Annotated in this window: 22 protein-coding genes; 16 read left to right on the top strand and 6 right to left on the bottom strand. The window is 48.0% G+C overall.

What is annotated here, in order from left to right; translation table 11 throughout:
- Positions 1-13: 13 nt before the first annotated feature.
- Together GSO_RS11895 and GSO_RS17095 are read right to left on the bottom strand one after the other, a co-directional pair.
- On the bottom strand, positions 14-661 hold the full coding sequence (locus tag GSO_RS11895) for an ABC transporter ATP-binding protein (protein ID WP_010492483.1): 648 nt from the start codon (positions 659-661) through the stop codon (positions 14-16).
- 3 nt (positions 662-664) lie between these two features.
- Positions 665-2,782, bottom strand: coding sequence for a DUF1430 domain-containing protein (locus GSO_RS17095; protein WP_010492481.1), 2,118 nt, complete (start codon positions 2,780-2,782; stop codon positions 665-667).
- 366 nt (positions 2,783-3,148) lie between these two features.
- On the opposite strand from GSO_RS17095, the gene GSO_RS11885 reads away from it, so the two are divergent.
- The 12 genes from GSO_RS11885 (at position 3,149) to GSO_RS18605 (ending at position 14,262) form a co-directional block, all read left to right on the top strand.
- A complete protein-coding gene (locus tag GSO_RS11885; RefSeq protein WP_010492480.1) occupies positions 3,149-3,964 on the top strand; it encodes an ABC transporter permease subunit in 816 nt (271 codons plus the stop codon).
- Complete coding sequence (locus GSO_RS11880; RefSeq protein ID WP_010492477.1) at positions 3,961-4,665, top strand: ABC transporter ATP-binding protein; 705 nt, start codon at positions 3,961-3,963, stop codon at positions 4,663-4,665. Before GSO_RS11885 ends, GSO_RS11880 begins: the two co-directional genes overlap by 4 nt.
- Positions 4,662-5,900, top strand: a complete 1,239-nt coding sequence (locus tag GSO_RS11875) for an acyltransferase (protein ID WP_010492476.1) — start codon at positions 4,662-4,664, stop codon at positions 5,898-5,900. Before GSO_RS11880 ends, GSO_RS11875 begins: the two co-directional genes overlap by 4 nt.
- On the top strand, positions 5,851-7,383 hold the full coding sequence (locus tag GSO_RS11870) for an AMP-binding protein (RefSeq protein ID WP_010492474.1): 1,533 nt from the start codon (positions 5,851-5,853) through the stop codon (positions 7,381-7,383). Before GSO_RS11875 ends, GSO_RS11870 begins: the two co-directional genes overlap by 50 nt.
- The gene (locus GSO_RS11865) at positions 7,373-8,341 is read left to right on the top strand and encodes an aliphatic sulfonate ABC transporter substrate-binding protein (protein ID WP_010492472.1); all 969 of its coding nucleotides are present in this window, start codon (positions 7,373-7,375) and stop codon (positions 8,339-8,341) included. The genes GSO_RS11870 and GSO_RS11865 overlap by 11 nt, the downstream gene beginning before the upstream one ends.
- Positions 8,342-8,534: 193 nt before the next feature.
- Positions 8,535-8,873 (top strand): PadR family transcriptional regulator, encoded by a 339-nt coding sequence (locus GSO_RS11860; protein WP_010492470.1) that lies wholly within the window; start codon positions 8,535-8,537, stop codon positions 8,871-8,873.
- Positions 8,870-9,490: a DUF1700 domain-containing protein gene (locus tag GSO_RS11855; RefSeq protein ID WP_010492468.1), complete on the top strand. Its 621-nt coding sequence runs from the start codon at positions 8,870-8,872 to the stop codon at positions 9,488-9,490. The genes GSO_RS11860 and GSO_RS11855 overlap by 4 nt, the downstream gene beginning before the upstream one ends.
- On the top strand, positions 9,487-10,356 hold the full coding sequence (locus GSO_RS11850) for a DUF4097 family beta strand repeat-containing protein (RefSeq protein ID WP_010492466.1): 870 nt from the start codon (positions 9,487-9,489) through the stop codon (positions 10,354-10,356). The genes GSO_RS11855 and GSO_RS11850 overlap by 4 nt, the downstream gene beginning before the upstream one ends.
- A 21-nt stretch (positions 10,357-10,377) precedes the next feature.
- On the top strand, positions 10,378-11,238 hold the full coding sequence (locus GSO_RS11845) for an ATP-binding cassette domain-containing protein (protein WP_010492464.1): 861 nt from the start codon (positions 10,378-10,380) through the stop codon (positions 11,236-11,238).
- Positions 11,239-11,243: 5 nt separating this feature from the next.
- Positions 11,244-12,755: a hypothetical protein gene (locus tag GSO_RS11840; protein WP_010492462.1), complete on the top strand. Its 1,512-nt coding sequence runs from the start codon at positions 11,244-11,246 to the stop codon at positions 12,753-12,755.
- A 931-nt stretch (positions 12,756-13,686) separates the two neighbouring features.
- Positions 13,687-13,935, top strand: a complete 249-nt coding sequence (locus GSO_RS11830; RefSeq protein ID WP_010492460.1) for a hypothetical protein — start codon at positions 13,687-13,689, stop codon at positions 13,933-13,935.
- Positions 13,936-14,013: 78 nt separating this feature from the next.
- Positions 14,014-14,262, top strand: coding sequence for a hypothetical protein (locus GSO_RS18605; protein ID WP_010492458.1), 249 nt, complete (start codon positions 14,014-14,016; stop codon positions 14,260-14,262).
- A 156-nt stretch (positions 14,263-14,418) separates the two neighbouring features.
- Here GSO_RS18605 and GSO_RS11820 read toward each other — a convergent pair whose 3' ends face one another.
- The gene (locus GSO_RS11820) at positions 14,419-17,157 is read right to left on the bottom strand and encodes a family 78 glycoside hydrolase catalytic domain (RefSeq protein WP_010492457.1); all 2,739 of its coding nucleotides are present in this window, start codon (positions 17,155-17,157) and stop codon (positions 14,419-14,421) included.
- Positions 17,158-17,809: 652 nt separating this feature from the next.
- On the opposite strand from GSO_RS11820, the gene GSO_RS15990 reads away from it, so the two are divergent.
- The 4 genes from GSO_RS15990 (at position 17,810) to GSO_RS17085 (ending at position 20,416) form a co-directional block, all read left to right on the top strand.
- Positions 17,810-18,982 carry an MFS transporter gene (locus tag GSO_RS15990; RefSeq protein WP_268766194.1) on the top strand — a complete coding sequence of 391 codons (1,173 nt, stop codon included), beginning with the start codon at positions 17,810-17,812 and terminating at the stop codon, positions 18,980-18,982.
- Positions 18,937-19,323, top strand: a complete 387-nt coding sequence (locus GSO_RS18520; protein ID WP_268766193.1) for an MFS transporter — start codon at positions 18,937-18,939, stop codon at positions 19,321-19,323. The genes GSO_RS15990 and GSO_RS18520 overlap by 46 nt, the downstream gene beginning before the upstream one ends.
- A 338-nt stretch (positions 19,324-19,661) precedes the next feature.
- Positions 19,662-20,075, top strand: coding sequence for a fluoride efflux transporter FluC (locus tag GSO_RS11810; RefSeq protein ID WP_029345598.1), 414 nt, complete (start codon positions 19,662-19,664; stop codon positions 20,073-20,075).
- Positions 20,069-20,416 (top strand): fluoride efflux transporter FluC, encoded by a 348-nt coding sequence (locus GSO_RS17085; protein WP_010492455.1) that lies wholly within the window; start codon positions 20,069-20,071, stop codon positions 20,414-20,416. The genes GSO_RS11810 and GSO_RS17085 overlap by 7 nt, the downstream gene beginning before the upstream one ends.
- Before the next feature lie 74 nt (positions 20,417-20,490).
- Here the strand turns inward: GSO_RS17085 and GSO_RS18205 are convergent, their stop codons facing one another.
- From GSO_RS18205 to GSO_RS11790, 3 genes are all read right to left on the bottom strand, one after another.
- Complete coding sequence (locus tag GSO_RS18205; RefSeq protein ID WP_010492454.1) at positions 20,491-20,640, bottom strand: hypothetical protein; 150 nt, start codon at positions 20,638-20,640, stop codon at positions 20,491-20,493.
- A 202-nt stretch (positions 20,641-20,842) separates the two neighbouring features.
- A complete protein-coding gene (locus GSO_RS11795; RefSeq protein WP_010492453.1) occupies positions 20,843-21,745 on the bottom strand; it encodes a metal ABC transporter solute-binding protein in 903 nt (300 codons plus the stop codon).
- A 210-nt stretch (positions 21,746-21,955) separates the two neighbouring features.
- On the bottom strand, positions 21,956-23,977 hold the full coding sequence (locus GSO_RS11790; RefSeq protein WP_010492452.1) for a SpaA isopeptide-forming pilin-related protein: 2,022 nt from the start codon (positions 23,975-23,977) through the stop codon (positions 21,956-21,958).
- Between the last annotated feature and the right edge of the window lie 99 nt (positions 23,978-24,076).

The raw sequence follows: 24,076 nt of genomic DNA, 5'->3' as shown, positions 1-24,076 counted from the left end.
CAAACATCGACAACTAATTTTCTGATGAAGACCCAATCGCAATCGTGCGGGAGCATTCCTTGGCCACCAGCGGATCGTGAGTCACGATAATCACGGTTTTTCCTAACCGATTAATGTTCTTGAGTTCGTTTAAGATGAGGCTGCGATTGTCGCCGTCCAGTGATCCGGTTGGTTCGTCGGCAAGGATGAGTTTGCTTGGCTTGATGAGGCAGCGGGCGACAGCAACGCGTTGTTGTTCGCCACCGGATAATTCAAATATTTTTCGGTCAGCATAGCCGTTCAATCCGACTGTTTGAAGCGCATCGTCAATTTGTTTTTGCCGTTGCGCTTTATTTAGCTTGAGGTATTTCTGGGCGATTGCCAGGTTTTGCCCGACTGTTTCGTCATCGATCAGGGCAAAATTTTGGAAGATATAGCTTATTTTCTCGCGAATAGTGCGATTGGCTTGGCGGCTGTTGGGCTTAATATTCTTGATGCCATCGAATTCGTAGGTGCCCGAGGAAAAATCGTCAATCAACCCGATGATGTTCAGTAAGGTTGACTTGCCTGAACCACTTGGCCCCATAATAGCAACCATTTCACCTGTATCAATGTGGAGATTGAGGTTATCAAAAATTGTTTTGGAAGCGAACGTCTTGGTGACATTGGTCAAGTCGATCATGGCTTATTCCCCCTTCAGAACCTGGACGATATTTTTATTTTCTTCGTGATAAAGCATGGCAAAAGATACAAGTAGATCACAAGCAGCCAAGATGAGGCCAACCACGATGGCGAGCGCTGATTTCTGAAGCATAAAGGCGACGATGATTTGGGTCACGTACATTAATAGAAGGAAGCCGATAATCTGTTGGTAGCGGTCAACCAACTTGATGCCTAGCACGCGCAGAACTGATAATTTGAACTTGTGCGTTTCGAAGTACAAAAAGCTGGCAAAGGCAGAGACGATAAGCGAGATCAGGAAGGTGATGATCAGCAGGCCAGCAGAAATCTGTAAGCCTAGTCGCGAAGAATCGGTTTCGTTGTTTAAGATCGAGCCGATCGTGGCAAAGCGCAGTTCGATGCCGCCAAGCTTTTGCGCGTTTGTCATGGTCTTGAGTTTTTGCCGGTTTTGTTTGGTGTTCGTGATTCTCAGCGGGTTTGAAACGTCTGCAGTTAGCAATTGATTTTGGCTTTTGTAATCAATTTTTTGCGGGTTAATCACTTCGAAAATGGGGTTCGAAGTGGCGTGCCATTTGCCATCATTGGAGAAGTATTTAGCCTTTTCAGTGGTCGGCGTGTAGTACTGAAGCGCGACTTTTAACTGGCCAGGCGTCGTTTTCTTTTGTTCAGCTTCGGACAGTCGATCGTAGGCGAGTAGCTGGCTCAAAAGCTTGATATGCCGATCATTTTTGCGGGAGATTGGAATCAAGAACTGATTAGACAAATGCTTTTTAGTAGAAAGGTTAAGCGAGCGCAGGACATTTTGATTAACCCGAACAACCTGATAGGCGTCTTGCGGTTTGAAGGTACTTGCTGCGGGATACCGGGTCAAATTTCGCCGCGGATATACGGTGCCTCCGGAGATGAATTCGGCGCCAAGTTGCGTATCCAATTGCGAGAAAATGGCGCCGAGCCTAGCCTCATTTTTACCGTTGTTCAATTCGAAGTTTTTCAGTGCTTCGCCTTCAAATCCTAGTGAGTTAATCGTGAGCTTTTTTCCAACTTCAGCCACCTGATTGTAGCGCTTCGTCGCGGTGACAATGTCTTTGATGTTGGCCAGACTGCCGATTAAGAGAACCGTGGTCAAGATGATCATTACGGCTTTCAAAATGGCAAGGAGGCCAGTGCCGAGTTTGAAGCTAATCGCATTTTTAAGGAATCGGACGACCTTAATACTGCGGATTAACACGAGGACAATGAGAATAACAATCACAAAAATCATCAGAACAGCTAACTGTGAGGCACCCAAGAGTGTCCAGAAACCTTTGGGAAAATAGTCAAAGTAGAAATAGCAAGCCGCCAGCACTAGCACACTTGATGCAAGTGTCGTGATGATGGGCAGACGATAGAGTTGAAGTAAAATGTCGCGGGTTGACAGCCCGACAATCTTCCAAACGCCAATCGGTTTGATCCGGTCCATGGCTAAGGCGAGCACGCCTAGTAAAGACAGCAGTGCCAAAACACCAAAAGCAATCGCGTACATTAACAAGTCCCGATTGACATATTCTTTTTCAGATTGTGTTTTTGGTGTCAGCAACTCTGACTCGGGAACGTCGAAAAATGCCGCAAATTCCTTGGTGATGGCATCTTTGGAAGCGCCAGTGGCGGGAATGATAGTGTAAATACCGTTGGCCGATTTGTCACCGTTCTTAAAATAAGCTGCCATGTTTTGGAGGCGAATGTTGATGCTTTTTCCGAAAACCGGAATATGCGGCTGACCTTTAGAAGAAGCAGCCTGAGTATAAGTGGCGTTGGGATTTTCGAAAAGCTTAACGGGCTGAGGATTCTGGAAGAAGTTGGTGTAAGGAAAACTTGACTGATCAACAACGGCGGATTTTAAAACAGTTTGGTTCGGAAAATCAGTTCGCACAATTGAGGCGTGGTGGTTTTTGGCCAATTGCTCGAAAAAGCTTAGCGTTGCTTGCGGGCTTTTAGTGGTGTTAGCCAGATAGACCTTAAATGAAGTCGGCGTTGACTCAATGTTTTCGACCCGGATCTGATCGTTAGTCTGGAAAATATTAATGACGAATAAAGACGCCAGTAAAACCATGAATGAAAGAAAAACACTGACAATCCGTTTCATGAACGTGCTCCCCCTTAAGTGCAGTTTGACACTGCCATAAACACAAGTTCGAAGTATAGCGATTGCCCTGATTACCCCAACGACAGGACGTTTTCCTTAGTGTACTTCAGGTTTTATGAAAGCGTCTACAAAAACGAACTAACACAAAAACTTTTGGCTCTTCGTGATTTAACAAAACGGTTTTTAAGGGATAAACACGTTATTTTCGTTTTTCCCAATCAGCTCATTCACTGGCCCAACGCCGTTTCACGCCCGAAAAGACATTTTTTCATGACGGTTTGGTCATAAACTCTTCAAATCGACTTAAGTCAGCTTTAAGTCGCTGCCCGTAGTATAAGCATCATCAACTTAAAGGAGATGGCGCTGATGCAAGAAGTAACGACACTGACGCAACAGCCAAAAAGGCGGGCGAGACGATCCGTGAATTGGTTGAAGGTATTGCCATGGATCGTGCCGCTGGCGATACTGATTGGCTGGCAGGCGGCAGTCAGTTTTAACTGGATCACCAGTTCATTGATCCCGGCTCCGACGACCGTTATCCAAGATGGCATCACGTTGTGGCAAAACGGTGAATTGCCGAAGAATATTGCGATTAGCCTATATCGGGCCACGGCCGGTTTTGCCATCGGCGGAAGTGTCGGCTTTGTGCTTGGCCTCATCAACGGTTTGGTCAAACCGATCCGCGCGCTGCTGGATAGTCCCATTCAGATGTTGCGCAATATCCCGCATCTGTCGTTGATTCCCTTGATGATTATTCTGATGGGAATTGGCGAACCCGCTAAGATCGCGTTGGTGGCGATCGGGGTGATGTTCCCGATGTACATCAATACGTATCAAGGGATTACCGGCGCTGACCCGGAGTTACTGGAAATGGGCCGGGCTTATGGACTTTCCAGAAGAGCATTATTCACCCGCGTGATTTTTCCGGGCGCCTTGGCCAACATTCTGATGGGTGTTCGCTACGCACTGGGTGTCATGTGGACGACCCTGATTGTCGCCGAGACGATTTCGGCCACTTCAGGTTTAGGTTACATGGCCACCAACGCCCAAGAATTTATGCGCATGGATACGGTGCTACTTTGTATTTTGATTTACGCCTTGCTAGGAAAACTTTCCGATGTAATTGCTAAGAATCTGGAACGGCTTTTCCTCAGCTGGCGTCAAGGAGGCGTTGACGCATGACCAATCCAATCGTGCAATTGCAACATGTGGAAAAAGTATACGGTGACAAAACCGTCCTGAATGACATTCAACTTAACTTGTACCCAGGTGAGTTCCTGGCCTTGGTCGGGATGAGCGGCGGCGGAAAAAGCACGATTTTACGCTTGATCGCCGGACTCGAAGCGCCGACAGCCGGTCACTTGAGTCGTGAAAAAGGCTTAGTGATGCGGGTGATGTTTCAAAATGACCGCCTGTTACCGTGGCTGACCAATCTGGATAATGTCTCGTTTAAGAATCGCGATCCGGAAGTCATCAGCGAGGCGAAGAGCCTCTTGCATGCAGTTGGCTTAACCGATAAAAGCACCGGTTATCCGGCTCAACTTTCCGGCGGGCAAAAGCAGCGGCTGGCGTTGGCCCGGGCGTTATTGGCTAAGCCGCAATTGTTGCTCCTCGATGAACCGCTGGGCGCGTTAGATGCGTTGACCCGGCAGCGGATGCAGGATCTCATTTTGAAAATTTTTACCGAGCAAAAGCTGAGTACGTTGCTCATCACGCATGATGTCAACGAAGCAGCCCGCATGGCAGATCGGATTATCGTCGTCAGGGATGGCCAGTTGGTCGCCGAAACGACCGGTGCCCGCGGGCAGTCGCCTGAAGCAGTGGCGCAAACCGCCGCTCGGGTGTTGCAAGCAATCCTGTCAGAAGAGCCGGTGACCTCATGAAAGAGCCAGTATTAACCGCTACTGCTGCCAAGCCCTCTAAGAAGCATCGTTACCTATATGAAATTGACTTGATGCGACTGATTTTCATTGCCGGGGTCTTGTTGAATCATACGACAACCGCGTTTGAGCATCAGCTGTCATCCGGATTCGCAAGCACCGCCTTACTTGCCACGCACTTGATGATCCACTTCACGCGGATGGGCTTCATGTTCATGACCGGACTGGTTCTGACCATGGTGTACTTTTCGCGGAAACGTAATTGGCCGTTGTTCTTCAAAAAAAGGTTCACAACTGTCGGCATTCCCTATGTTTTGTGGAATACGTTGTTGATGATCGGATCCATCTTGCTTGGTATTGGCGGTTTCACCATTGCTAATTTCTGGCCGGACTATCTCAGCGCTATCCTGCACGGCGATCAGTTCTATCTATACTATGTCTTGGTTACGATGCAACTGTATCTGTTGTTTCCGGCGATGCTCTGGTTATTCAAAAAGACAGAAGGGCGTCACGGCGTCTTGGCACTGGCCAGTTTTGGCTTACAACTGATGATTGTGGCCGGGATTAAATACGGACTGCCCCACATTGATACCAGTGGTTGGCTATGGTGGTTCCGTGCTTATGGCGTCAATGTCTTCACGTATCAATTCTTCTTCATTGCCGGTGGTCTTTTCAGCTTACATGCTAAGTCAGTCAAGAATTGGTTGCTGGATCATCAAACGCTCATCGGCATCAGCACATTGATACTCAGTTTTGGCACAATTGGGCTTTATGTCTTTAATAAACAGATTTTGGGCATGACCCATAGCGCCGCCGTTTCACCGCATCAGCCCTACATGCTGGTCTACGACGTGGTGATGATTGCCTTTGTGGCACTACTTGGCCAAAAGTATGCTACCTGGCATGCCAAGCAGCCCAAGCATTGGTTCGCCCGCTTAGTTGGCAATGGCGCCCAAGTTTCTTTTGGGGTCTATCTTTGCCAAACGATCGCACTGTCGTTATTAAGCGGGGTGCTGGGATTGCTACATCTTAGCAATCTGACCCTGATGTTACTGCTACCGGTTGGTTATCTCGGTATTCTCGGCGTCTCTTTTGGGATTGCCTGGTTCTGTTACAAAGTTTCACCGTTTGGGTGGCTAATAGGCCGTCCGCAATCGTTGTCGTTATCTGCGAAAGGAGTCCTGAATCATGAGCAAGCTCACCGATCAGTTATCTCAGAATCTCATCAATCATCGTGATTATCCCTTAGTTAAGTCCGTTGCTGCCAATACGTGGTACACGGGGCGCGACTTAGAAGAAGATGTTGCCGCCTTACGCGAGCAATTTGCCGAACAGAAAATCGGTGCCGGGGATCAGGTTTTGATCGTCTTGCCGAATTCACCGGTTTTCCTGCCGCTTAATCAGGCACTTTGGGAAATTGGTGCGGTCGCCCATCCGATCGCGGCTAAAACGCCGGTGCCAGAATTACTCGACGAGTGGACCACTTATCACTATCAAGCGGTCATCACCCTGCCAGCTCTGGGAGAAGCCATGGAAGCCCCCTTGATCCCATGGGCGCGGGTTCGCTTGCATACCATGCCGGAATTGGCCATCCTAACCGATGCCGGCCAGCTGGCTTATCGCATCAACGCCCCACAAATGGCGCCGCGCGAAGATGATCTGGCCTTAATTCTGAACACCTCAGGTACCACCGGTAAACCGAAACGTGTCGGCCTGACGCACCGAATGCTGGTTAACGCAGCCCACTATGACATTATGAGCCACGCGCTAACGCCAGATGACACGGCAATGGTTGTGATGCCGATGTTTCATATTAATGCACAGGTGATTTCGGTTTTGGCCACCCGACTATCCGGCGGTAAATTGGTCATTGCGCCCATGTTTTCGGCAAGTGCCTTTTGGCCAACTATCGAAGACAATCACGTGACCTGGGTGTCGGTGGTTCCGACGATCATTTCGATTCTGCTCATGAACCAAAATGCCTTAAAAGCGTATCACGACAATATCCATTTGCGGTTTGTCCGCAGTTCTTCTTTCGCCTTGCCGGAAGACAAACTCGTGGCGTTTCAATCGCGGTTTCACACGCAGGTTTTGGAAGGATACGGCATGACGGAAACAGCCAGCCAAAGCACCCTAAATCCGATTCAGGCACCCAAAATCGGGTCAGCGGGCAAACCGGTTGGCACGGACCTACGTATCAGATTGGCAGACGGCATGTTGACCAAAAAACCTTTTGTCGAAGGCGAGATTGTCCTTCGCGGCGACCACGTGATTCACGATTATCTCGAGCCCCATCCTGATTCATTTGCCGATGGCTGGTTCTTGACCGGTGATATCGGCTATCTGGATCAAGACGGCTACCTGTTTGTCAAAGGCCGCCGCAAAGAGATGATCAATCGTGGCGGTGAAAAGGTGGCACCGGCCAAAGTCGAAAATGTGCTTAATGAATTGGATTGGATCGCACAAGTGGCGGTCATTGGGTTACCGGACAATCTGTACGGAGAGGCCGTCACGGCTGTGGTCATTCGACAGGATCCAACTGCTGATCCGCAAAATGCCAAGGCTGACTTACTCGATTTTGCCCGCCACCACCTTGCTGCTTACGAATGTCCGACCGAAGTCGTGTTTGTTAAAGCTTTTCCAGTGAATACCACTGGCAAGGTTTTGCGACCGAAACTACGCGACCAACTCATGCGAGGCGGGAAACTTTATGAAGCGTAAATTTCGATTCATTTTACTGTTAGTCGGGCTCATTACGTGGTTCAGCGTTGCCGTGTATGGCTATACCCAAACCACCACGGCTTCGACCAATCAGGAAACCGTCACGATTGGCTACCAAAAAGCCGACCCGGTGGACATCTCCCGCCAGCGCGGCGAACTAGCCAAGAAATTGAAGGCAAAAGGCTATCAAGTCGTCTTCAAGGAATTCTCGGATGGCGCGGCACTGATGACCGCTCTTAAAAGCGGCGCCATTGACTATGCGCGAGTTGGCGACACGCCACCGGTCACGGCTAAAGCGTCCGGTACCGATATTGCTTTGATTGCGACAGGTGCCACGAAAGAATACGGCAGCGGCATTCTGGTTGGCAAAAATAGCGGCATCACCAGTCTCAAGCAACTCAAAGGCAGGACGATTGCTTATCAAAAAGGCACTGCTGCCCAGTACCTGATCATGCAGGCGCTCAAGAAAGCCGGACTATCAACCAGCGATGTCAAGTTGGTGAATATGGATCAGAGTTCGGCGTCGGTTGCTTTTGCAAAAGGCAGTGTGGATGCTTGGGTCACATGGGATCCGTACACGGCAACCGCGCAAGTGAACAACAATGCCAAGCTGCTGACCAACGGCACCGGCCTGTCCAAAAACCGGGACTTCCTGATTTCAACGCAAAGCTATGCCAAGAATCACACATCATTAAGTAAGTTGTTGACCACAGCGTTGAATGACGACATGACGTGGGCGAATGCGCATCATACCCAACTGATTGCCATGTTGAGCAAGACCCTCAAGCTTTCGGATGAGGTGATCCAAAAAATGGTCGAACGGCGAACCTATTCCATGACGCTTATTGACGGCAACAGCACAATTGTCGCCGAAGAAAACGCCATTGCCAAGGCGCTGTATCAAGCTGGTGTTGTCACCAAGGAAGTGGATATGAAAACAACGTTAGTCGATGAATAGACCTTATATGTGAAAGTTTACGATAAATCGCAAAATATCGTTAAGCGGCCAATCCCTTTGGTATGAAGGAGTTGGCCTTTTTTCGTGCTTATAACTGTCAAAGAGTTTGGCCTTTTTCACCTAGCTTTCTTGCATATGATATTATATGCCGTATAATATAGGCGATGATGTAATAAGGAAGGAGGTTGGGTTCATGAGTATGCCGCTCAGTGCGGAACTATTAGATGGCATTGTGCTGGCCGTGTTGAAAAAATCCGATGCATACGGATACGCACTGACCCAACAAATTCAAGCGGTGATTAGCATTTCCCCTTCCACGTTGTACCCGGTGTTGCGCCGGTTAAAAGCTCAAGGTGCGCTAACGACTTACGATCAGCCATACGAAGGGCGCAATCGTCGCTATTATCGGATTACGCCTGTCGGAACCAAGTTGTTACAGGAAACCGAAACCAATTGGCAGACTTTCAAGCAGCAGATTGAGCATTTTCTGCCCGACGCAGGTAACCAAGCGAAGGAGGAGAAACGGTTATGAGTAGTGAAGCTTATTTTCAGGCATTAATGCAAATACTGTCACCGCTAACCAGCGATGAACGGGCAGAAGCCGTTGCCTTTTTTCAGGATTATGCCGAAGATGGCGGCTTGACGGACGGCGATGCAATTACCAAGGCGCTCGGCACACCGCAGCAGCTTGGTCGCCAGATTTTGGCAGATTATGCCATTAAAAGCAGCACGGCTTCTGGCTCCGCGGCGTCGCCTAAAGCCAATGCTCGGCAAATTAAGACCATTGTATTGGCGATTTTGTCAGCACCGATGACGGTTCCGGTTGCCATTGCGTTGTTTGTGATCGTTTTGGCACTGCTGATTGTGATTGCGGCAGTCAGCTTGGCGATTCTGCTGGTGCTTGCCGGTGCCACTGGTCTGGGCTTGGGCGTTGGCGCCTTCTCGATCTTCGCCGGACTGTTCCTGCTGGCTCATCCCATGGTGGCGTTGAGCTACGTGGGTTTAGGGATCGCAGCCATTGGCGTGGGACTTTTCCTGATACCGTTATTGAAATGGACGACACAAGGCATGTTTAACGTGGTGGCCCGCTTCTTCCGGTGGATCTATCGACACATCCGCAAGCAACATTTGGAGGTGACCCAATTATGATGAAAAGATTACTCGCAATTGGGGCGCTGCTAATTGTGCTTGGCTTGGCTATGCTTGGCATCGGTGCCGCCCATGATGGGTTGCAGCCGATTGCAGTGGTACACGGGCAACCCATTATTGCCAATCCGACGACCAAAACGCAACAGGTCAAACCGTTCTCACGACTCTCGGTGACTGCCAATGATATGGACGTGGTCGTGAAAACCGGCGCGCAATATCGCGTTCAAGTTACATCGGTTGGATCCGGACACGTTAAGCAGACGGTTCGTTCCGGTCAGCTCAAGTTAACGCAAAAAGGAAAGCCGATTTTTGGCATGATGCTCGGCCAGACGCGCGCACCGCAAATTACGATTACAGTTCCGCGCGATCGAGCCATCACAGCGGCGGCAGTGCACACTAGCTCCGGTAACTTGACGTATGCCGTTGCCAAAACCACTCGGCTTAAGCTCAGTGCAACCAGCGGGGATATGACGGTCAGCCATGTTCAGCAGGCACAGTTGCAATTGCAGTCAGACTCCGGCAATGTCCGCGTGACGAACGCGACATTGCATGAACCAAAAGTCACGACAAAATATGGCGATCTGTTTGTCACCGACAGCACGATCAATCAGGGGCAATTTACTTTGAGCAGTGGCGATTTTCACATGACGCACACTGAACTGAAAGGGAAGAATCAGGTTAATAATACGTATGGCGATAATGTCGTCACCGACGCGGATAAGCAGAGTGGCTATGACTTACGCACCGGTTCTGGCGATAACAAGGTATTTACACATGCCACAACTGAAAATAACGTTACTTATAACCGGCGAGCTGATACGCAGCTTCGCCTAGTGACGCATAATGGCGACAATCAGGTGAAATAACGCGTTCGGAGGTTGATTTTTATGAAACTAACAACGAAAAATTTGACCATGCAATTTCACAATAAAATGGCCTTGAATCATGTTTCGGTGACAATTGAAAGTGGCGGCTTAGTTGGCTTGATTGGACCAAATGGCGCTGGTAAGTCGACGTTTATGAAAATTTTGGCAACGTTAATGCGCCCCACGGCTGGCGACGTTTTGCTGAATGGCCAAAGCATTTTACGGCATCCTGGCAAAATGCGGCGGGTATTGGGTTATATGCCGCAAACCGTACCGATTATTCCCCAGTTGACCGCGACGGAGTATTTGCAATATTTGGCCGCGCTTAAAGGGTTGCCAACGACCAAGGCTGATCGCCAAATTAAGGCACTGTTGCAGCAAATGCATTTGCAGGGTGCCGCCCATGCACGTTTAGGCGGATTTTCCGGCGGCATGCGGCAACGTGTGGGCTTGGCGGCCGCATTATTAGGCGATCCCAAAATCATCATTGTCGACGAACCGTCTGCCGGACTTGATCCGATTGAACGGATTATGATGCGCAATTTGTTAAGTGAACTCGCGCAAACACGGATTGTGTTGTTGTCGACGCACATTGTTTCGGATGTCGAAGCCGTTGCCAGTCAATTGTTGTTGCTAAAAGGCGGGCAGTTGGTCTTCCAAGGCACTGCGCCGGCACTGATTCAAGCCGCGACGGGTCACGTGTGGGAGTATGTGCTGCCGCAAGGGACGGAACCGCAGACCGATCAGGCGATGAGCGAAATGCGGCAAGCCACTGATGGCATTCATATTCGAACCGTTGCCAAGCAATCACCAACACCTCAGGCAGTAGCGGTGACGCCCACGTTGGAAGACGCAACGTTAAGTGCTTTGGAAAGCCGGTGATCAGCATGTTAACTATGATCAAAACATCGTTCAAAGAAAGAGTCCGGCAGCACTCATTCTGGCTGATGATCGGGACAGTGGTCGTGTTAGCGATTCTGTGTACCCCGCGGTTTAACACCGGTATTAAAGTCCTATCGTTAGATCCTAAGATTTTTCGGCAGGCGGATAATCCGACTTGGTTGCCAATCTGTGCTGCGCTGATTTTCGGCTTCACGTTGCCATTTTTTGGCATAGGCGCGGTTGAAAATGCGCTGCAAACCGATCGCACTAGTGGCGTATGGCCATGGATTGCAACAACGCGGTTTGCGCGGCTATCGTATGGACTGGCTTTATTTGTCGGTAACTTTTTGGTGTTGCTGTCAATGTGGTTCGTAACACTGTTGGCTACCGGTTTGATGGTAGTGATCCGGTTTCCGAGACAAGGTATTAGTTTGGCCACCTTCTTGTCGCCGTTTTTGGCTTTGTTGCCAAGTATGGCCTTGATTGCGGCGCTGGCGTTGCTGGTCGAAAGTATCACAGCTAAACGCAGCAGTGGGTTGGTCACAGTCTTTATGTTCGGTCTCCTGTATGTGTATGCCACGCAGCTATCGGAGCCGCACGCATTTTGGCATCGCTTGTTGAGTCTCAGCGGATTGACGTCACTGCAGGATACGGTCAGTCGCGCTAGTGAACATGTCATCGGTCGCCCGATCGATGGGATTCAAATGTTCAGCAGTTATGCAGGACAGCAAGGCAAGCTGTCGCTACATTTTGGCCCCGTGGCGTTTGACCGGACAACCTTGGCATTTATGCTCGGTGAGATGTTGATTGCGGTAGGCATTGCGCTGGTAGCAGCATTGCTGATGCACAAGGCACGGCAAACCGGCAGTCTAAAAGTAAGGCATCAAGTCCAAGCGCCAGCATCTAGCGCTCCAGTACCAGCGGACTATGTTCCCATTCAGCCTAGGCATTTTCAGTGGGCACAACTCCTGCAGGTGGAAGCAAAACGTCAGTGGCATATCGGTTCATGGCGTTATCGTGCGCTTTTGCTAGGCAGTTGGTTGCTTGTCTGGTTTGTTCCCACCGCAGCACAACAAGAAGCGGGCTTGCCGATCGTATGGCTTTTGGCCTTGCCATGGCTGAGTGCGTTAGGCTCATCACCACGCGGCTGGCAGTCGTGGCTGCATACGGTTCCGGCAGCGAATCAGCGCCAAAAATGGGCCGAATTGTTGGTCAGCGGCGGATTGGCACTAGTCATCATGTTACCTTTCATCGTCCGGACGCCTGGTGTCGCGCTTCAGCTGGTACTCGTAGCCGTAGCGACAGTTGCATTGGCGCAAGGGATGGGAAGCTTACTGAACTCAGGGCATTTGCTAGCGTTGTTGATGGCGCTATTCTGGTTTTTCTACATGAATGGTCTTACCGGGATGATCAGCCCAACGCACTTTTCCTTGATCGTTTGCGTCGTCTTTGCAGGGTTGTTCATTGTTGGCTTGGCGTTGACGCAGTTTGCGAACCGCCGGCGAAGCGTGGCTTGATGGTGTGAATATTGGGAAGTGGGGAATGCCTAATATGATGTGCTTGCAAGGTGGAAGCCCTCTCGCCTAAAGCTATCTTCACGCCGACTTCTAATTGCGTCGGTTCACGCTCACCATAACGCGCTCCCCGGCGCAGAAGCCTGCGTGTAAGGACCTTGGTCGCAATCGCCAAATAGTTTCAGTGGAAGATGGTTCTATTTTAGGCAAATGTGAGACCAGACTTCCGCTTTCTATAACGCGCTCACAGTCGCAGAAATCTACGTGTAAGGACCTCAGACCTAAATGGCCAAAGCCCAGCCATTTAGGTCTGAGGCCACTTACACTCCGATTTCTAAGCGCTCCTGTTCACGCTCACCATAACGCGTTCGCCAGCCCAGAAACCTGCGTGTAAGGACCTTGGTCGCAATGGCCTAAACCCGGGCCATTACGCCCAAGGCCGCTTACACTCCGGTTTCTAAACGGGCTGGCTCACGCTCACGAAAAAAAGCAACCCCATCCAAAAGGATAAGGTTGCCACTGTGGCTTGTTTATCAAGCCACAGAAATGCCTTTTGCCATCGTTATGGCAGACATCAAGTATCGTTGCCGATACTACGGATTCGAGGTCCAATAAATTTACACGGAGTCTGCGCTCCGGTAACTTTATGATAGCGTTTTCGGAAAAATGGAAGCTATTTGACTTGGCTTTTTTTAGAATTCAAAAAGTTTAAAGCAAGAGCATTAACCTAGTGAGAATCTCGGCGTATAAATAACGAAGAATTTATAGATGCTCTTTTAAATAAATGGTATTTAGATGTTGATAATTCAGCAACAGAAGAACAGGTATAATTTGTTGACTGATATTAATGGATGGGTATAGATTACGTTTATACAAGATCCTTTTCTTTGAAGATCGGTGTCTGACACGATTAATAGGCAGGGAGCTGACGTAAATGACTTTCTGGGATATCGTTCAAATTATGTTCGCCCCAGTCGTGATTATCTGGATTATTGCCACGTCGAAGGGCAAAATTGATCGTAGAACTAAGGAACTAATTTGGATTGTTGTTCTCTTAGTGATTGTCGGGAATGTCGCAGGTTATATCATTGCGACTGAGCGAAGTCACTGGGCAATTGCCTATAACTACACATTTGCCTTTATCCAGTTAGTCATCATGTGGTCGTTTGCGCGAAACTTCTAAAGGTTTATTTTAAAAGTCTGAAGTCACTTTCGGAAGACGCGCGGTGAACGGCATCACTTAGAGGTTAGGGGTGGGCGAATGAATATTGGTGATGCAACTCAAATTGTTTTTACTACGATTGTCATCATTTGGATTCTTAAGACATCCAAAGGTAAACTTGATAAAAGGACAAAGGGCTTAATCTGGATTATCAATGTCCTGTTGATCACTGCTAACTTTGCTGCGTATTTCCTTACAACGGAGAATAGTAAGTGGGCGTTGGCATATGATCTTTCTTTCTCCTTTATTCAACTTGTCATACTTTGGTATTTTGCACGGAATTTTTGAGGATTTTGTGCAAAAATCCATGTCCTCCTTCAGCGGTCATCCCATGAGCTGCATTTCATCCTTTTTGTACCAAGACCAAAAGACACCAGAACTCAAACTCAATTGAGACTCCGGTGTCTTTTTTTGATTACGTTCCCTTTTTCAAACGCATGCGCATCACTTACCCACAGTACCTTGTTGATAAGTAATCCGGTAGCTGCCAGCCGGGATGGTCAAGGTCTGATCATCGTGCTGGACGGCGGTTGTCCAATCTTTGCCGAATTGATCCTGCACGGCCACTTGGTGTGCTTGGGCGGGGAGTTCGACTTGTGCTTTTGCATTCATCGGTACGGCAACTTCTAGAGTTTGGTTGCCTGCGTCTTGCTGATAATGAACGGTGATGAGGCCCTTCACGGACGGGGTGGTGAGGTTCAGGTGGGTCAGGTTGCCCGCACGAACTTTGATTCTGAATGTAGAAAATCCGGGTTCGATTGGCATGATGCCCGCAATGCCCTGAACAATGGTTAATCCCGGGGTGGCACCCCACGGATGGGACAGCGTTAAGTTTGGCTTGTAGTGATTGCTCCAAGCTTCCGGGGCGATGGTGGCTTTCAGACTGTCGAGAATCGCGGCGAATGATTTGTGATCCTTTTGATCGTTAGGGTCTGTCAGCAACGTAATCGCGTCTGCCGCGTGACCGGATTCGAACAGGCCTTTGAGCATGAAGTAGATAAAGTAAATGCTGCCGACGAATTGGCCATTGTTGGCAACAAACTGGCTTAAGCGATCGGCCATGGCCTGGTCGGTATAAACACCATAGCAAAGCGCATAGGCTGAAGCATGGTGTGAGGTATGGCGGTTGATGGTTTGGTCGGCATTCAGTGAATCAAAGAATCGGCCTGTCTGGTCATCGTACAACTTGTCGATCAGATTCTTTTTAATCGTTGCTGCCCGATCTTGATAGTGCGCCGCGTCGTCGTCATGATGCAGAACCTTGGCGATTTTGGCCATGGTCGAGTAAGCACCGTAGAAAATGGCGTTGAACGGGGTATTATAGGTGCCTTCCACAAAGCCATCGCGTTCCGAAATCGGCCAGTCAACCAGACCGTCGTTAGTGACTAATCCGACTTTTTCATCGAAGTTGTCGACACCTTTGCTATTTTTCAGTGAACCTTTGAAACTCTGCGATGCGCCGTCAAAACTTTCGGCGGATTTGCCGCGGTTGAGCTTGTATTGCAAGGCTGTGTAACGCGTCTTGAGTAGCGTATCATCGCCGGTGTAAAGAAAATCAAGCCAAGCCATTTCAATTGCGAACAGCTTGTAATCTTCCGGCCAGGTCGGGTTGTCGATTAAATAATCCAAGGAGTGGCGGGCCAGTGAATAATTTGCAGATACCGTGTAACTTGTATTCGCGTTAACCAACAAGTCACCTTCATACGGCCGCCGTTCACGGGCCTGCGAGTCAACAAAAACATCCTGATTAGTGGCCTTAATCGTGTACTTAGATAGCTCGTATTCACGGTTTAGCAGGTCGCTATCGCTTTGGAAGTTGCCTTCGTTGTCCGGGAAACGCTGCTGCATGGCCCAACCATTAATGGCATCGAGGTGTAGGTCACCTTCGAAACCAAGTAGTTCAACATAGCGGAAATTTTTCATTTGCAAAGTGGTGAAATGATTTTCACCCTTGACCAGCGTCCAATTTTCAACGTAGTCAGGGCCGCAAGCCATGTCGTGACGAACGTGGCCGTTGTCTTCGAGTTGTTCGCCCATCAGTACAGTCACGCGTTGATCCATGTCACTGGCAAGATCAACGGTCAGGCCGCCGATAATTTCTTTACCTAAGTCAATTAACCGATTTTGCGGTGAAAAAGTGACGATACGTTTATTGGCATCATGGACCTCAATGCGCTCGGTATTTTCACTGCGATAGGGAACCAGCACTTCGTCATCAGCGATCAGCGGTTGCGGGTTGCGCCAAGCAGCTGGCCAATCATGGTCATCGAAGGTCTTGCTTGCCCAGTTTTGGGGGTAGTAGCGCATATCGATATTTTCACTGACCATGCCAAAATATTGGGAGCGGATTTTGACCCCGAAGTCGCCAAAAGCACTGCTGCCGTCCAGCGCCCGCCAGCTAGGATCAGCTGTGGTGACGACTTCTTTGGTACCGTCATGTTTGTACACAATCAACTGGCACCAAAAAGCGCGTCGGTCTGAACTGCCGGTTGCCAGCGCTGCTATCGTATTGATGCCATTTTCCAGGTAATCAGTGGCGTCGTAGACATTATAGTAAACTGCCGTGCGGTCCGTGCCGTGATCATGTTCCTGCTGGCGCGCGGAACCGACGCCGAGGCAGTGACCATTAACGTACAGGTCAAAGCTTTGGGCAAAAATCGGTTCATTGCCGCGCGCGAAGGCAACCACAACTGCCGTGTCGACATCGTTCGTGTCAATGGTCAACTGCGGACTGCGAAGAAAGACGACGTTACCGATATGGGCTAGTTCTTCACCAGATTTTGGTTGCGATTGCCGCCAGATGCCTTGCTGAACGGGCAGTGCGGGGTCAGCACAAATGAATTTCGCCGGCTGTGAGAAATCACTGGTGTGGCCAAGATTGTCTTTAATCCGGACCTGCCAGTAATAGAGATCACCAGGATGCAAGCTGTCTGCTAAGTCTGCGGCAGTGATGGCTGAGTTTTGTGCTGAATGGACCCAGCCGCTGTCGTATAGGTAGGTTTGGTGATCGCGATCCTGAAGCCGCTTGAAGACAACTAGCTGATAGGCCGTTTGGGCGGCGTCAGAGAAACTACTATGATTCCACCAACTGAAGCGGGGATGTTGCTGAACGTTATAGGCAAAGTGCTGCAAGTTAACGCTTAAATGATCTGGTGCGTACAATGCTGCTGTTATGTTTGACATGATTTAACTTACTCCTTTATAAGTAAAGAACGTTTTTTCTTAGCGTACGTTGTAAATATTGAAAAATCAATATGGCGTTTAAGCGTTTACTAAAAATCAAAGCGACTAGGCGAGCATAAATTGCGTAATATCACCTATTCTCGAGAATAGTAGGATTGGCGAAATGTGTATTTGTTCCAAACTTAGTATTTCATTGTCCCAAAGTGAAAATACGCGACCAAAACAGGCGCTTTTTTTGACGAACAGCGTGAAGAGAAACTTCGAAACAATGGTCGATACCGGTAAATTCCGGGTCACTCTAGTAAAAAGGTCTATGTTTTAAGAAGCACTTGCCGCATGTTTCACAAGTTTTCGCGGCAGGGATTATAAACCTTGCCGATTGGACAGATGGCTATTAGTGAGTAAGTGGTATCGATTTTTTGCTAGTCGTCATTGTTAAACAAATATGAAGACAGATGGCTCAAAATGAACGGACCCTGTAGATTTGTTCCAGTTTTGGGACATATCAATAGCAATCGCGCCTCTTTTACTAAAATCTCCTAATTTTGGTAGCGGTTTTACGAAAACGATGTTAATCTCATTTTTGTAAACGTTTACGAAAAGCGGATTCGGATTCATATTTGTTGTTAATCAAACAGGGAGGTCTTTCATCGTGAAGAGGAAAGTCCGGTGGCGTAATGTTATTGGTTACGGTGCCGCAGATTTATTTGGTAATGGGGCGCTAACGGTTGCCTCAACGTGGATGCTTTTCTTCTACACATCCTTTGGTGGCTTGTCACCAGTCCTTGGTGGTACGATTCTTGCCATTGCTCGTGTAGCTGACTCATTAATTAGTCCATTGATGGGGTATTTAACCGATCATTTTGGCGCAACTAAAATGGGACGGAGATTTGGACGCAGACGCTTCTTCCTGCTGATCTCCATTCCGTTAATGTTTATCTACGTTGTCATCTGGGTTTCACATATGGGCTTCTGGTATTATCTGTTTACCTATCTGCTCATGGAAGCATTCACAGCGCTGGTCATGATTCCTTATGAGACCTTAGCTGCTGAAATGACAGATGATTACGATATGAAAGCTCGTTTGTCCAGTTCCCGGATGCTTTGGTCAGCGCTTGCAACGTTCCTTGCATCATGGTTGCCAGGTCGGATCTTTGCTATTATGGGTAAAAACAATCCCAACGCGTTCTTAACGCTTGGTATTGTCCTAGCCATCATCTTTATTCTTGCGATCGGCTTAACCTACTTCTCCACTTTCGAGCGGGAAACTGACGGTACGCCTGAAGAACGTAAAGCGATCATCGAAGAAAGCCGCAACAAAGGCGAAAATCCGTTGGTATCGCTTTGGAACATGATTAAAGATATGGGTTCGGTTTTCCGAATCAAGTCCTTTGCGCTTCACTTAGTTATTTATCTTAGTTCATTTACCGCCCGCGATATTGTGGGTGCGACTTATGTCTTCTACATTGTTTATGCGATGCAGAGTAACCCAACCGAAGCTTCGAACATCCTGACAGTTGGTTCGATCATCGGTATTCCATGTAACCTGTTCTGGCCGAAGATCATGAGCAAACTTGGCCCGTCTAAGTTATTGCGGATTATGTACTTAATGATGTTCTTTACGGTTGCTTGCTATGCCGGTCTTTATTATGGTTCGGCTGCAGGTACCAGCTGGGGCATCATGACCTTGTACGCACTTCAGGTTACGTGGGGCATTTCAAACTCTGGTACCGGTTATGTTCCGTGGACGGTTTACACCTTCTTCCTGATGTGGATGAAATGGTCACCAAACAACGGCGCGAAGGTATTTTTGCCGGCATCATGACGTTTGCTCGCAAGACCACTTCTGCACTGGCACCGTTCTTAACCGGGATTGTGCTATCAGCATTTGGCTTCAATGAATCAGCCAAAAGCCAAAGTGCAGGTGCGTTAAACGGTTTGATCTTATGGATGCTGCTTGGTACCGCTCTCATGCTGCTCTTGGCATTTGTCACTTCTTACTTCTTCAAATTGGATCGTGAAAGTCACAAGGTTCTGCGTGACGAAATCGATCGTCTGAAGGCCGGTGGTAAGATGTCCGATGTTGATCCGAAGGTTAAAGCGCAAGTTGAAAACCTAACCGGATTTAAGTATGACCATCTTTGGGGTCACAACAACATCGTCTAAGGTGTTCACGCAGCTACTCAAAAAAGGCTTTAGAGAGCGTTGTCATTTGATTCACTCCCAATTCAATCAATTCTGCCGCAACGAGCGGAACAACGCACAACGTAAACCACGGCCATTGGAAACATGAATCCGATGTACATGGCAAAATGAAAAACCCGTGTTCAGGTGAATGCGGGTTTTTTCGTGGAGAAAAGTTTGCTATAATTTTTTTGGATTGAATGACGATGGTGTTCGCCTATACGTTTAGTTGATGACACCTACCTTGGGATATATGACAGGGTGGGTGTCTTTTTATGTATGGCTGGCAGGAGACGCACGAAAAGGAGAATGAACAGTTTATGATACAGCGAGAACAAGTACGGTTTGGCTGGCTGGTAGGTATTTTTGTTGGCGGTTTTTTCGGTGGCGTTTTGCGTTACTGGATTAGCGCAGTAACAACAGATCAAGCAACTATGATGGGAACGACGATCGTGAATTTACTAGGAAGCTTTTTGTTGGCAGTAACCACTTATGGATTGGACTTGAAGTTTGATTTGCCTGAATGGTTACTGTTAGCGATTGGAACAGGCTTGATCGGGGGGTTCACAACATTTTCCACGCTTATGTTGGACTTCGTAAGTCTGATCAGAACGAATATGCTTGCGGCTATCTTGATGCTAAGTGTGAATCTTCTGGGAGGGATGCTAGCTGTAGCGGGAGGCGTGCTAGTCGCCAAATTCACAGTTGGAGAGGATCATGGCGCTTTATGGTAATACTGATTGGGATCGGAACAGGATTGGGAGCAGTGTGTCGCTACGGGTTGACCGTGTTGGGACGAACTTTATGGCCGGGTAAGCCATTTGCTACGTTGTTGATTAATGTTTTGGGTGCATTTTTAGCTGGCCTTCTGGCGGGATTGCCAGTATTGTCGAATTTCCGACTATTTTTATTGACTGGCTTTTGTGGTGGATTTACAACATTTTCAACTTTCACGACGGACACGTTTATTTTGCTGAGGAATCGTCAATGGCGATTGGCAGCACTTTATGGTCTGAGTAGTGTGCTGCTAGGGATACTGGCAATGGTAACAGGATTGACATTGTCCGGAGCTTAAGTGTGCAACTTTTGCGCATAAAAAAAAGCCGCCTCAACCAACGTCGAGACAGCCAGAACCGTGGTAACCATCAATCAAAATCTTGCATTTGTTTTTGGTTGTAGGCTACTGAGATTTGTGTAGAACAAGTCAGCCTGCAAATGGGCTTGTTCTTCTTCGTGGGGATCGCGTGGTGTGGCGATCAGATGCTCAACGCGTTTAAAAGTATGCTTGATCAGTGACATTAGAAACATCTCCCCTTTGGTTGCTCCTGTTTACAACTACATTGTAGGAGCTATGTCAAAGAAATTCAATCGGTCTAGGGCAAATGAAAACGCATTCATTGCAAAAAGTTTACGAAAAGATTGCAGATGTTACAATGTTTCACAAGCGACCAAGAAAAGTTCCTAAAATAAACAGCGAAATCGGAGCGATTGGCGGTCAAAATTACTTAGCAGCTGTTTGGTTTTGAATCTTTTCTAACTGCTGATACTGACTGAGCATCCAGCTGCGATAGTTTTTGCCTTTAGGTAAGGTTTCGGTGACATTAAGAACCGGAACCTTATTTTCTTTTGCGAGTTTAATGAAACTATCGACAACTTTAGAACTGGCTTGACTATTGTTAACGAAAAAGGCAATTTTCTTTGTCTTAATGTCTTCTTCGACGCTATGAATATCTTTAGCGCTATAATCGGTACCTTCTTCAGTCGCCTGGGCAAAGTGGCGGTTGTTAATCTGATAGCCGAGGTAATCGAGCGCATAACCGAAGACCGGTTCGGAAACATCTACTTTCTTGCCTTTGGCGTTTTGCCTAAGTTTTCCGATCAGGTCATTGAGTTTACCGAGTGAAGCAATATAGTGCTTGGCGTTAGCTTTAAACGTCGCCTTTTTGTCTGGATTCTGTTTTGCAAATCTGGCAGCTAGCGCGTTTGCGAGTTTCGGCATGGTTCGCGGATCGTACCAGATGTGCTCATTGTCGCCTTCATGTTTACCCATGATATCTTCCGCGACCCGTAAAGACTGTTTAGACTTGTTCTCGGACTTGATCAATTTGGTCATCCAGCCGTCGTAGCCGATGCCATTAGCAATCACCACATTGGCAGTCGCTATCTGCTTGCCGACTTGGGTGGTTGGTTCATAATCGTGGGGATCAATTGCCGGGTTGTCAATAATCGAAGTGACTTGCACTTGTTTGCCGCCGACAGCTTTGGCGACTTCACCATAAAAATCAACAGAAGCGACGACTTGAATTTTATCATTGTCACCGGACTGCTTAGCGGTTGTGCCACAAGCGCCCGCCACAACCGACAATAATAGTAGACTGATGACTGTCAATACTCGTTTCATCATTCGTAAAACCCCTTTAACCGTAATCGTTACGAGCATAAGCGTAGCGTATTGAGGGCTATAGACGCAAGTAAAATATTCGTTTGATCAGCTGTCAGTCTTGAGGGATCCATAATCGAATCAAGGATGACCGCGGTTTTGTTCTAAAGACGAGAAAAAGAATAAGCCCTTGATTTGGCCTATTCTTTTCAGTAAAAGCGTTTGAATTGATGTTTATCGATGATTCTTAAAGAACAGAACGCTACCGACTACAGTTAACACGATGCCGATCGCAGTGGACAGGGCGCTTACAAGGCGTTCACCTGTATTGGGTAGGATCATCCATCGCTTGGAGGCGTGCTTGCTGTGGGGATTAATTGTTTCAGTTGAGGGATCGTCTTGCCCGGATTGCGTGTTCGTGTCTGAGTCCGTTGGCAAAGCTGTATCGGAACTGGCTACCGAAGAAGTTACTGCAGATTTGGCTGGCTGAGACGTATGACTTTCAGAGGTCGAACTGGCGGATTCTCTAGTAGGGGCTGATGAAGAAGCGCCCATTGATGGCTTAAGACTTGCTGATGAATCACTTGACCCAGTACTGGAAGCTGATTCAGGAACTGACGAACTCGATTTAGAAGAGGCAACCTGATGGCTTGAGGAAGATGCAGACGACTGCGCGCTTGATGACGTTGACGGCGGGTTAGACGGCTTGGTGCTTGAGGATGGTTTCGACGGTTTGACGCTGCTCGATGCCTGAGATGACGACTCAGATGGCTTGGGACTGCTGCTCGGTGCTTTAGATGAAGGTTCTGAACTGCTGGATGCCTTAGACGAGGGCTCCGATGGTTTTGAACTTCTTGAGGCTTCAGACGAAGGTTTTGATGGCTTAGAGCTGCTCGATGCTTTAGAAGATGGCTTAGCTGATGATGCAGACGAACTGGAAGTGCTCGATGAATTTGATGATGAAGCAGGTGTTATCGGCATATCCGCTGACTTGATGGCCACCCGCGGATGATCTTTGGTCAAAGTGAATTTAATTGGCTGTCGGTTGAGGCGGTAGCCAGCGAGTGCTTTGGTTTCGAGAAACTGATACTGACCAGCCAGTAGCTGAGAAATTGATAAGCTGCCATTCTTGTCAGTCGTCAGCCCGTTTTTAACAAGTTTGCCATCATTGCGGTAAAGTGCAAAAGTTTCCCCTTTTAATGGTTGCTGCGGTCTTGTCGCACCTACTTTAGTTAGCTTCACCTGACTGACTGAGCCAATACCAACACCAGTGTTATTCCAAGTGATTTTACCCTTGGCAGTTGGATTCAACCCGCTATCTTGCGAGCCTGTTGCCGTGACCTGATTGTTCCAGGTGTTCTTGTCACCGCTAAAACTTCCAAAACTGGTTGAAAGCGGATTGGTCCATAAGCTGACTTCAACGGCTGTGGTAATGGTGCCTAAGGGGATCGTCATTTCCCGATTGTTTACTTGAGGAGTAACTTTAATCGTACCATTTTGATGAAAGGCGTTCTGACTGTATGTGCCAGTGGCTGCGGTCAATGCATGCGAAGTATCAAATGTCTGACCTGCATCCAAAGTATCATGCAGGACAACATCGTGGATAGTTTTGCCTTGAGGGTTTAACGTGATTTGCCATTGAAAGAGTTTTGGTCTGCCCAGTGAATCGACATATTGATTCGAATTCGCTGCATGATTACCCTTAGGCGGCGTCACCACCCAGCCGGCTTTATTGATATACCAGCTAACCTGCTGGTGATCGGGATCGTTAAAGCGGCCATTGACTTGGAGTTTTAAGGTGCCTTCGCGTTTGACCGTCTTTTGGCTGAAAAAGTCGGTAAAGGTGATAAGCCCTTGGGAGCTGCCTGCTTTAACAAAAACATTGCCAATCGTTTCCTGGGTGCCGGGGTTTAATATTTTGAAGCTAATGTCGGATTGCGGCAACACCGATGATGGCAGTGAAAATTCGGCAGTGTCGCCGGCATTAACGGTGACCCCATCGGAAATTTGCCAATGGTACGTTAAGTAATAAAGCTGGCCTCGTGAAAGACGCACTGTATGGGGCACATCTTTTTGATTAATGTCGGTAATCGTTGCATCATTGCGATTTAAACCAGAAACCGGGACATTCTTTCCCGCATCAACGACGGTCGGCGGGCTGATTAGCGGGCTGAACAAGAACGTTAGACTTGCAAGCAGCAGCGTTAACAGTAACCAACTCGACGTATACTTTCGGATGCGGTTTTGAATTTGCATAGATACATTCCCTCTTAAAAATTAGATTCCAATTTATTTATATCAGATCGCGGTTTATGGAATTAATAATATAAAAAAATTCGCCGAGTCCTCTTAAAA

It is taken from the genome of Lacticaseibacillus zeae DSM 20178 = KCTC 3804 (assembly GCF_000260435.1).
Lineage (GTDB): Bacteria > Bacillota > Bacilli > Lactobacillales > Lactobacillaceae > Lacticaseibacillus > Lacticaseibacillus zeae.
This window is presented reverse-complemented; position numbering and strand designations above follow the sequence as displayed.

Bases quoted from the DNA above. Each gene is read 5' to 3' on its own strand.
- GSO_RS11895 (WP_010492483.1), bottom strand. From the start codon at position 661: ATGATCGACTTGACCAATGTCACCAAGACGTTCGCTTCCAAAACAATT.
- GSO_RS11885 (WP_010492480.1), top strand. From the start codon at position 3,149: ATGCAAGAAGTAACGACACTGACGCAACAGCCAAAAAGGCGGGCGAGA.
- GSO_RS11850 (WP_010492466.1), top strand. From the start codon at position 9,487: ATGATGAAAAGATTACTCGCAATTGGGGCGCTGCTAATTGTGCTTGGC.
- GSO_RS11855 (WP_010492468.1), top strand. From the start codon at position 8,870: ATGAGTAGTGAAGCTTATTTTCAGGCATTAATGCAAATACTGTCACCG.
- GSO_RS11875 (WP_010492476.1), top strand. From the start codon at position 4,662: ATGAAAGAGCCAGTATTAACCGCTACTGCTGCCAAGCCCTCTAAGAAG.
- GSO_RS17095 (WP_010492481.1), bottom strand. From the start codon at position 2,782: ATGAAACGGATTGTCAGTGTTTTTCTTTCATTCATGGTTTTACTGGCG.
- GSO_RS11860 (WP_010492470.1), top strand. From the start codon at position 8,535: ATGAGTATGCCGCTCAGTGCGGAACTATTAGATGGCATTGTGCTGGCC.
- GSO_RS11790 (WP_010492452.1), bottom strand. From the start codon at position 23,977: ATGCAAATTCAAAACCGCATCCGAAAGTATACGTCGAGTTGGTTACTG.
- GSO_RS11880 (WP_010492477.1), top strand. From the start codon at position 3,961: ATGACCAATCCAATCGTGCAATTGCAACATGTGGAAAAAGTATACGGT.
- GSO_RS17085 (WP_010492455.1), top strand. From the start codon at position 20,069: ATGGTAATACTGATTGGGATCGGAACAGGATTGGGAGCAGTGTGTCGC.
- GSO_RS11830 (WP_010492460.1), top strand. From the start codon at position 13,687: ATGACTTTCTGGGATATCGTTCAAATTATGTTCGCCCCAGTCGTGATT.
- GSO_RS11795 (WP_010492453.1), bottom strand. From the start codon at position 21,745: ATGATGAAACGAGTATTGACAGTCATCAGTCTACTATTATTGTCGGTT.
- GSO_RS11865 (WP_010492472.1), top strand. From the start codon at position 7,373: ATGAAGCGTAAATTTCGATTCATTTTACTGTTAGTCGGGCTCATTACG.
- GSO_RS18205 (WP_010492454.1), bottom strand. From the start codon at position 20,640: ATGTCACTGATCAAGCATACTTTTAAACGCGTTGAGCATCTGATCGCC.
- GSO_RS11845 (WP_010492464.1), top strand. From the start codon at position 10,378: ATGAAACTAACAACGAAAAATTTGACCATGCAATTTCACAATAAAATG.
- GSO_RS11870 (WP_010492474.1), top strand. From the start codon at position 5,851: ATGAGCAAGCTCACCGATCAGTTATCTCAGAATCTCATCAATCATCGT.
- GSO_RS11810 (WP_029345598.1), top strand. From the start codon at position 19,662: ATGATACAGCGAGAACAAGTACGGTTTGGCTGGCTGGTAGGTATTTTT.
- GSO_RS11840 (WP_010492462.1), top strand. From the start codon at position 11,244: ATGTTAACTATGATCAAAACATCGTTCAAAGAAAGAGTCCGGCAGCAC.
- GSO_RS18520 (WP_268766193.1), top strand. From the start codon at position 18,937: ATGGTCACCAAACAACGGCGCGAAGGTATTTTTGCCGGCATCATGACG.
- GSO_RS18605 (WP_010492458.1), top strand. From the start codon at position 14,014: ATGAATATTGGTGATGCAACTCAAATTGTTTTTACTACGATTGTCATC.
- GSO_RS11820 (WP_010492457.1), bottom strand. From the start codon at position 17,157: ATGTCAAACATAACAGCAGCATTGTACGCACCAGATCATTTAAGCGTT.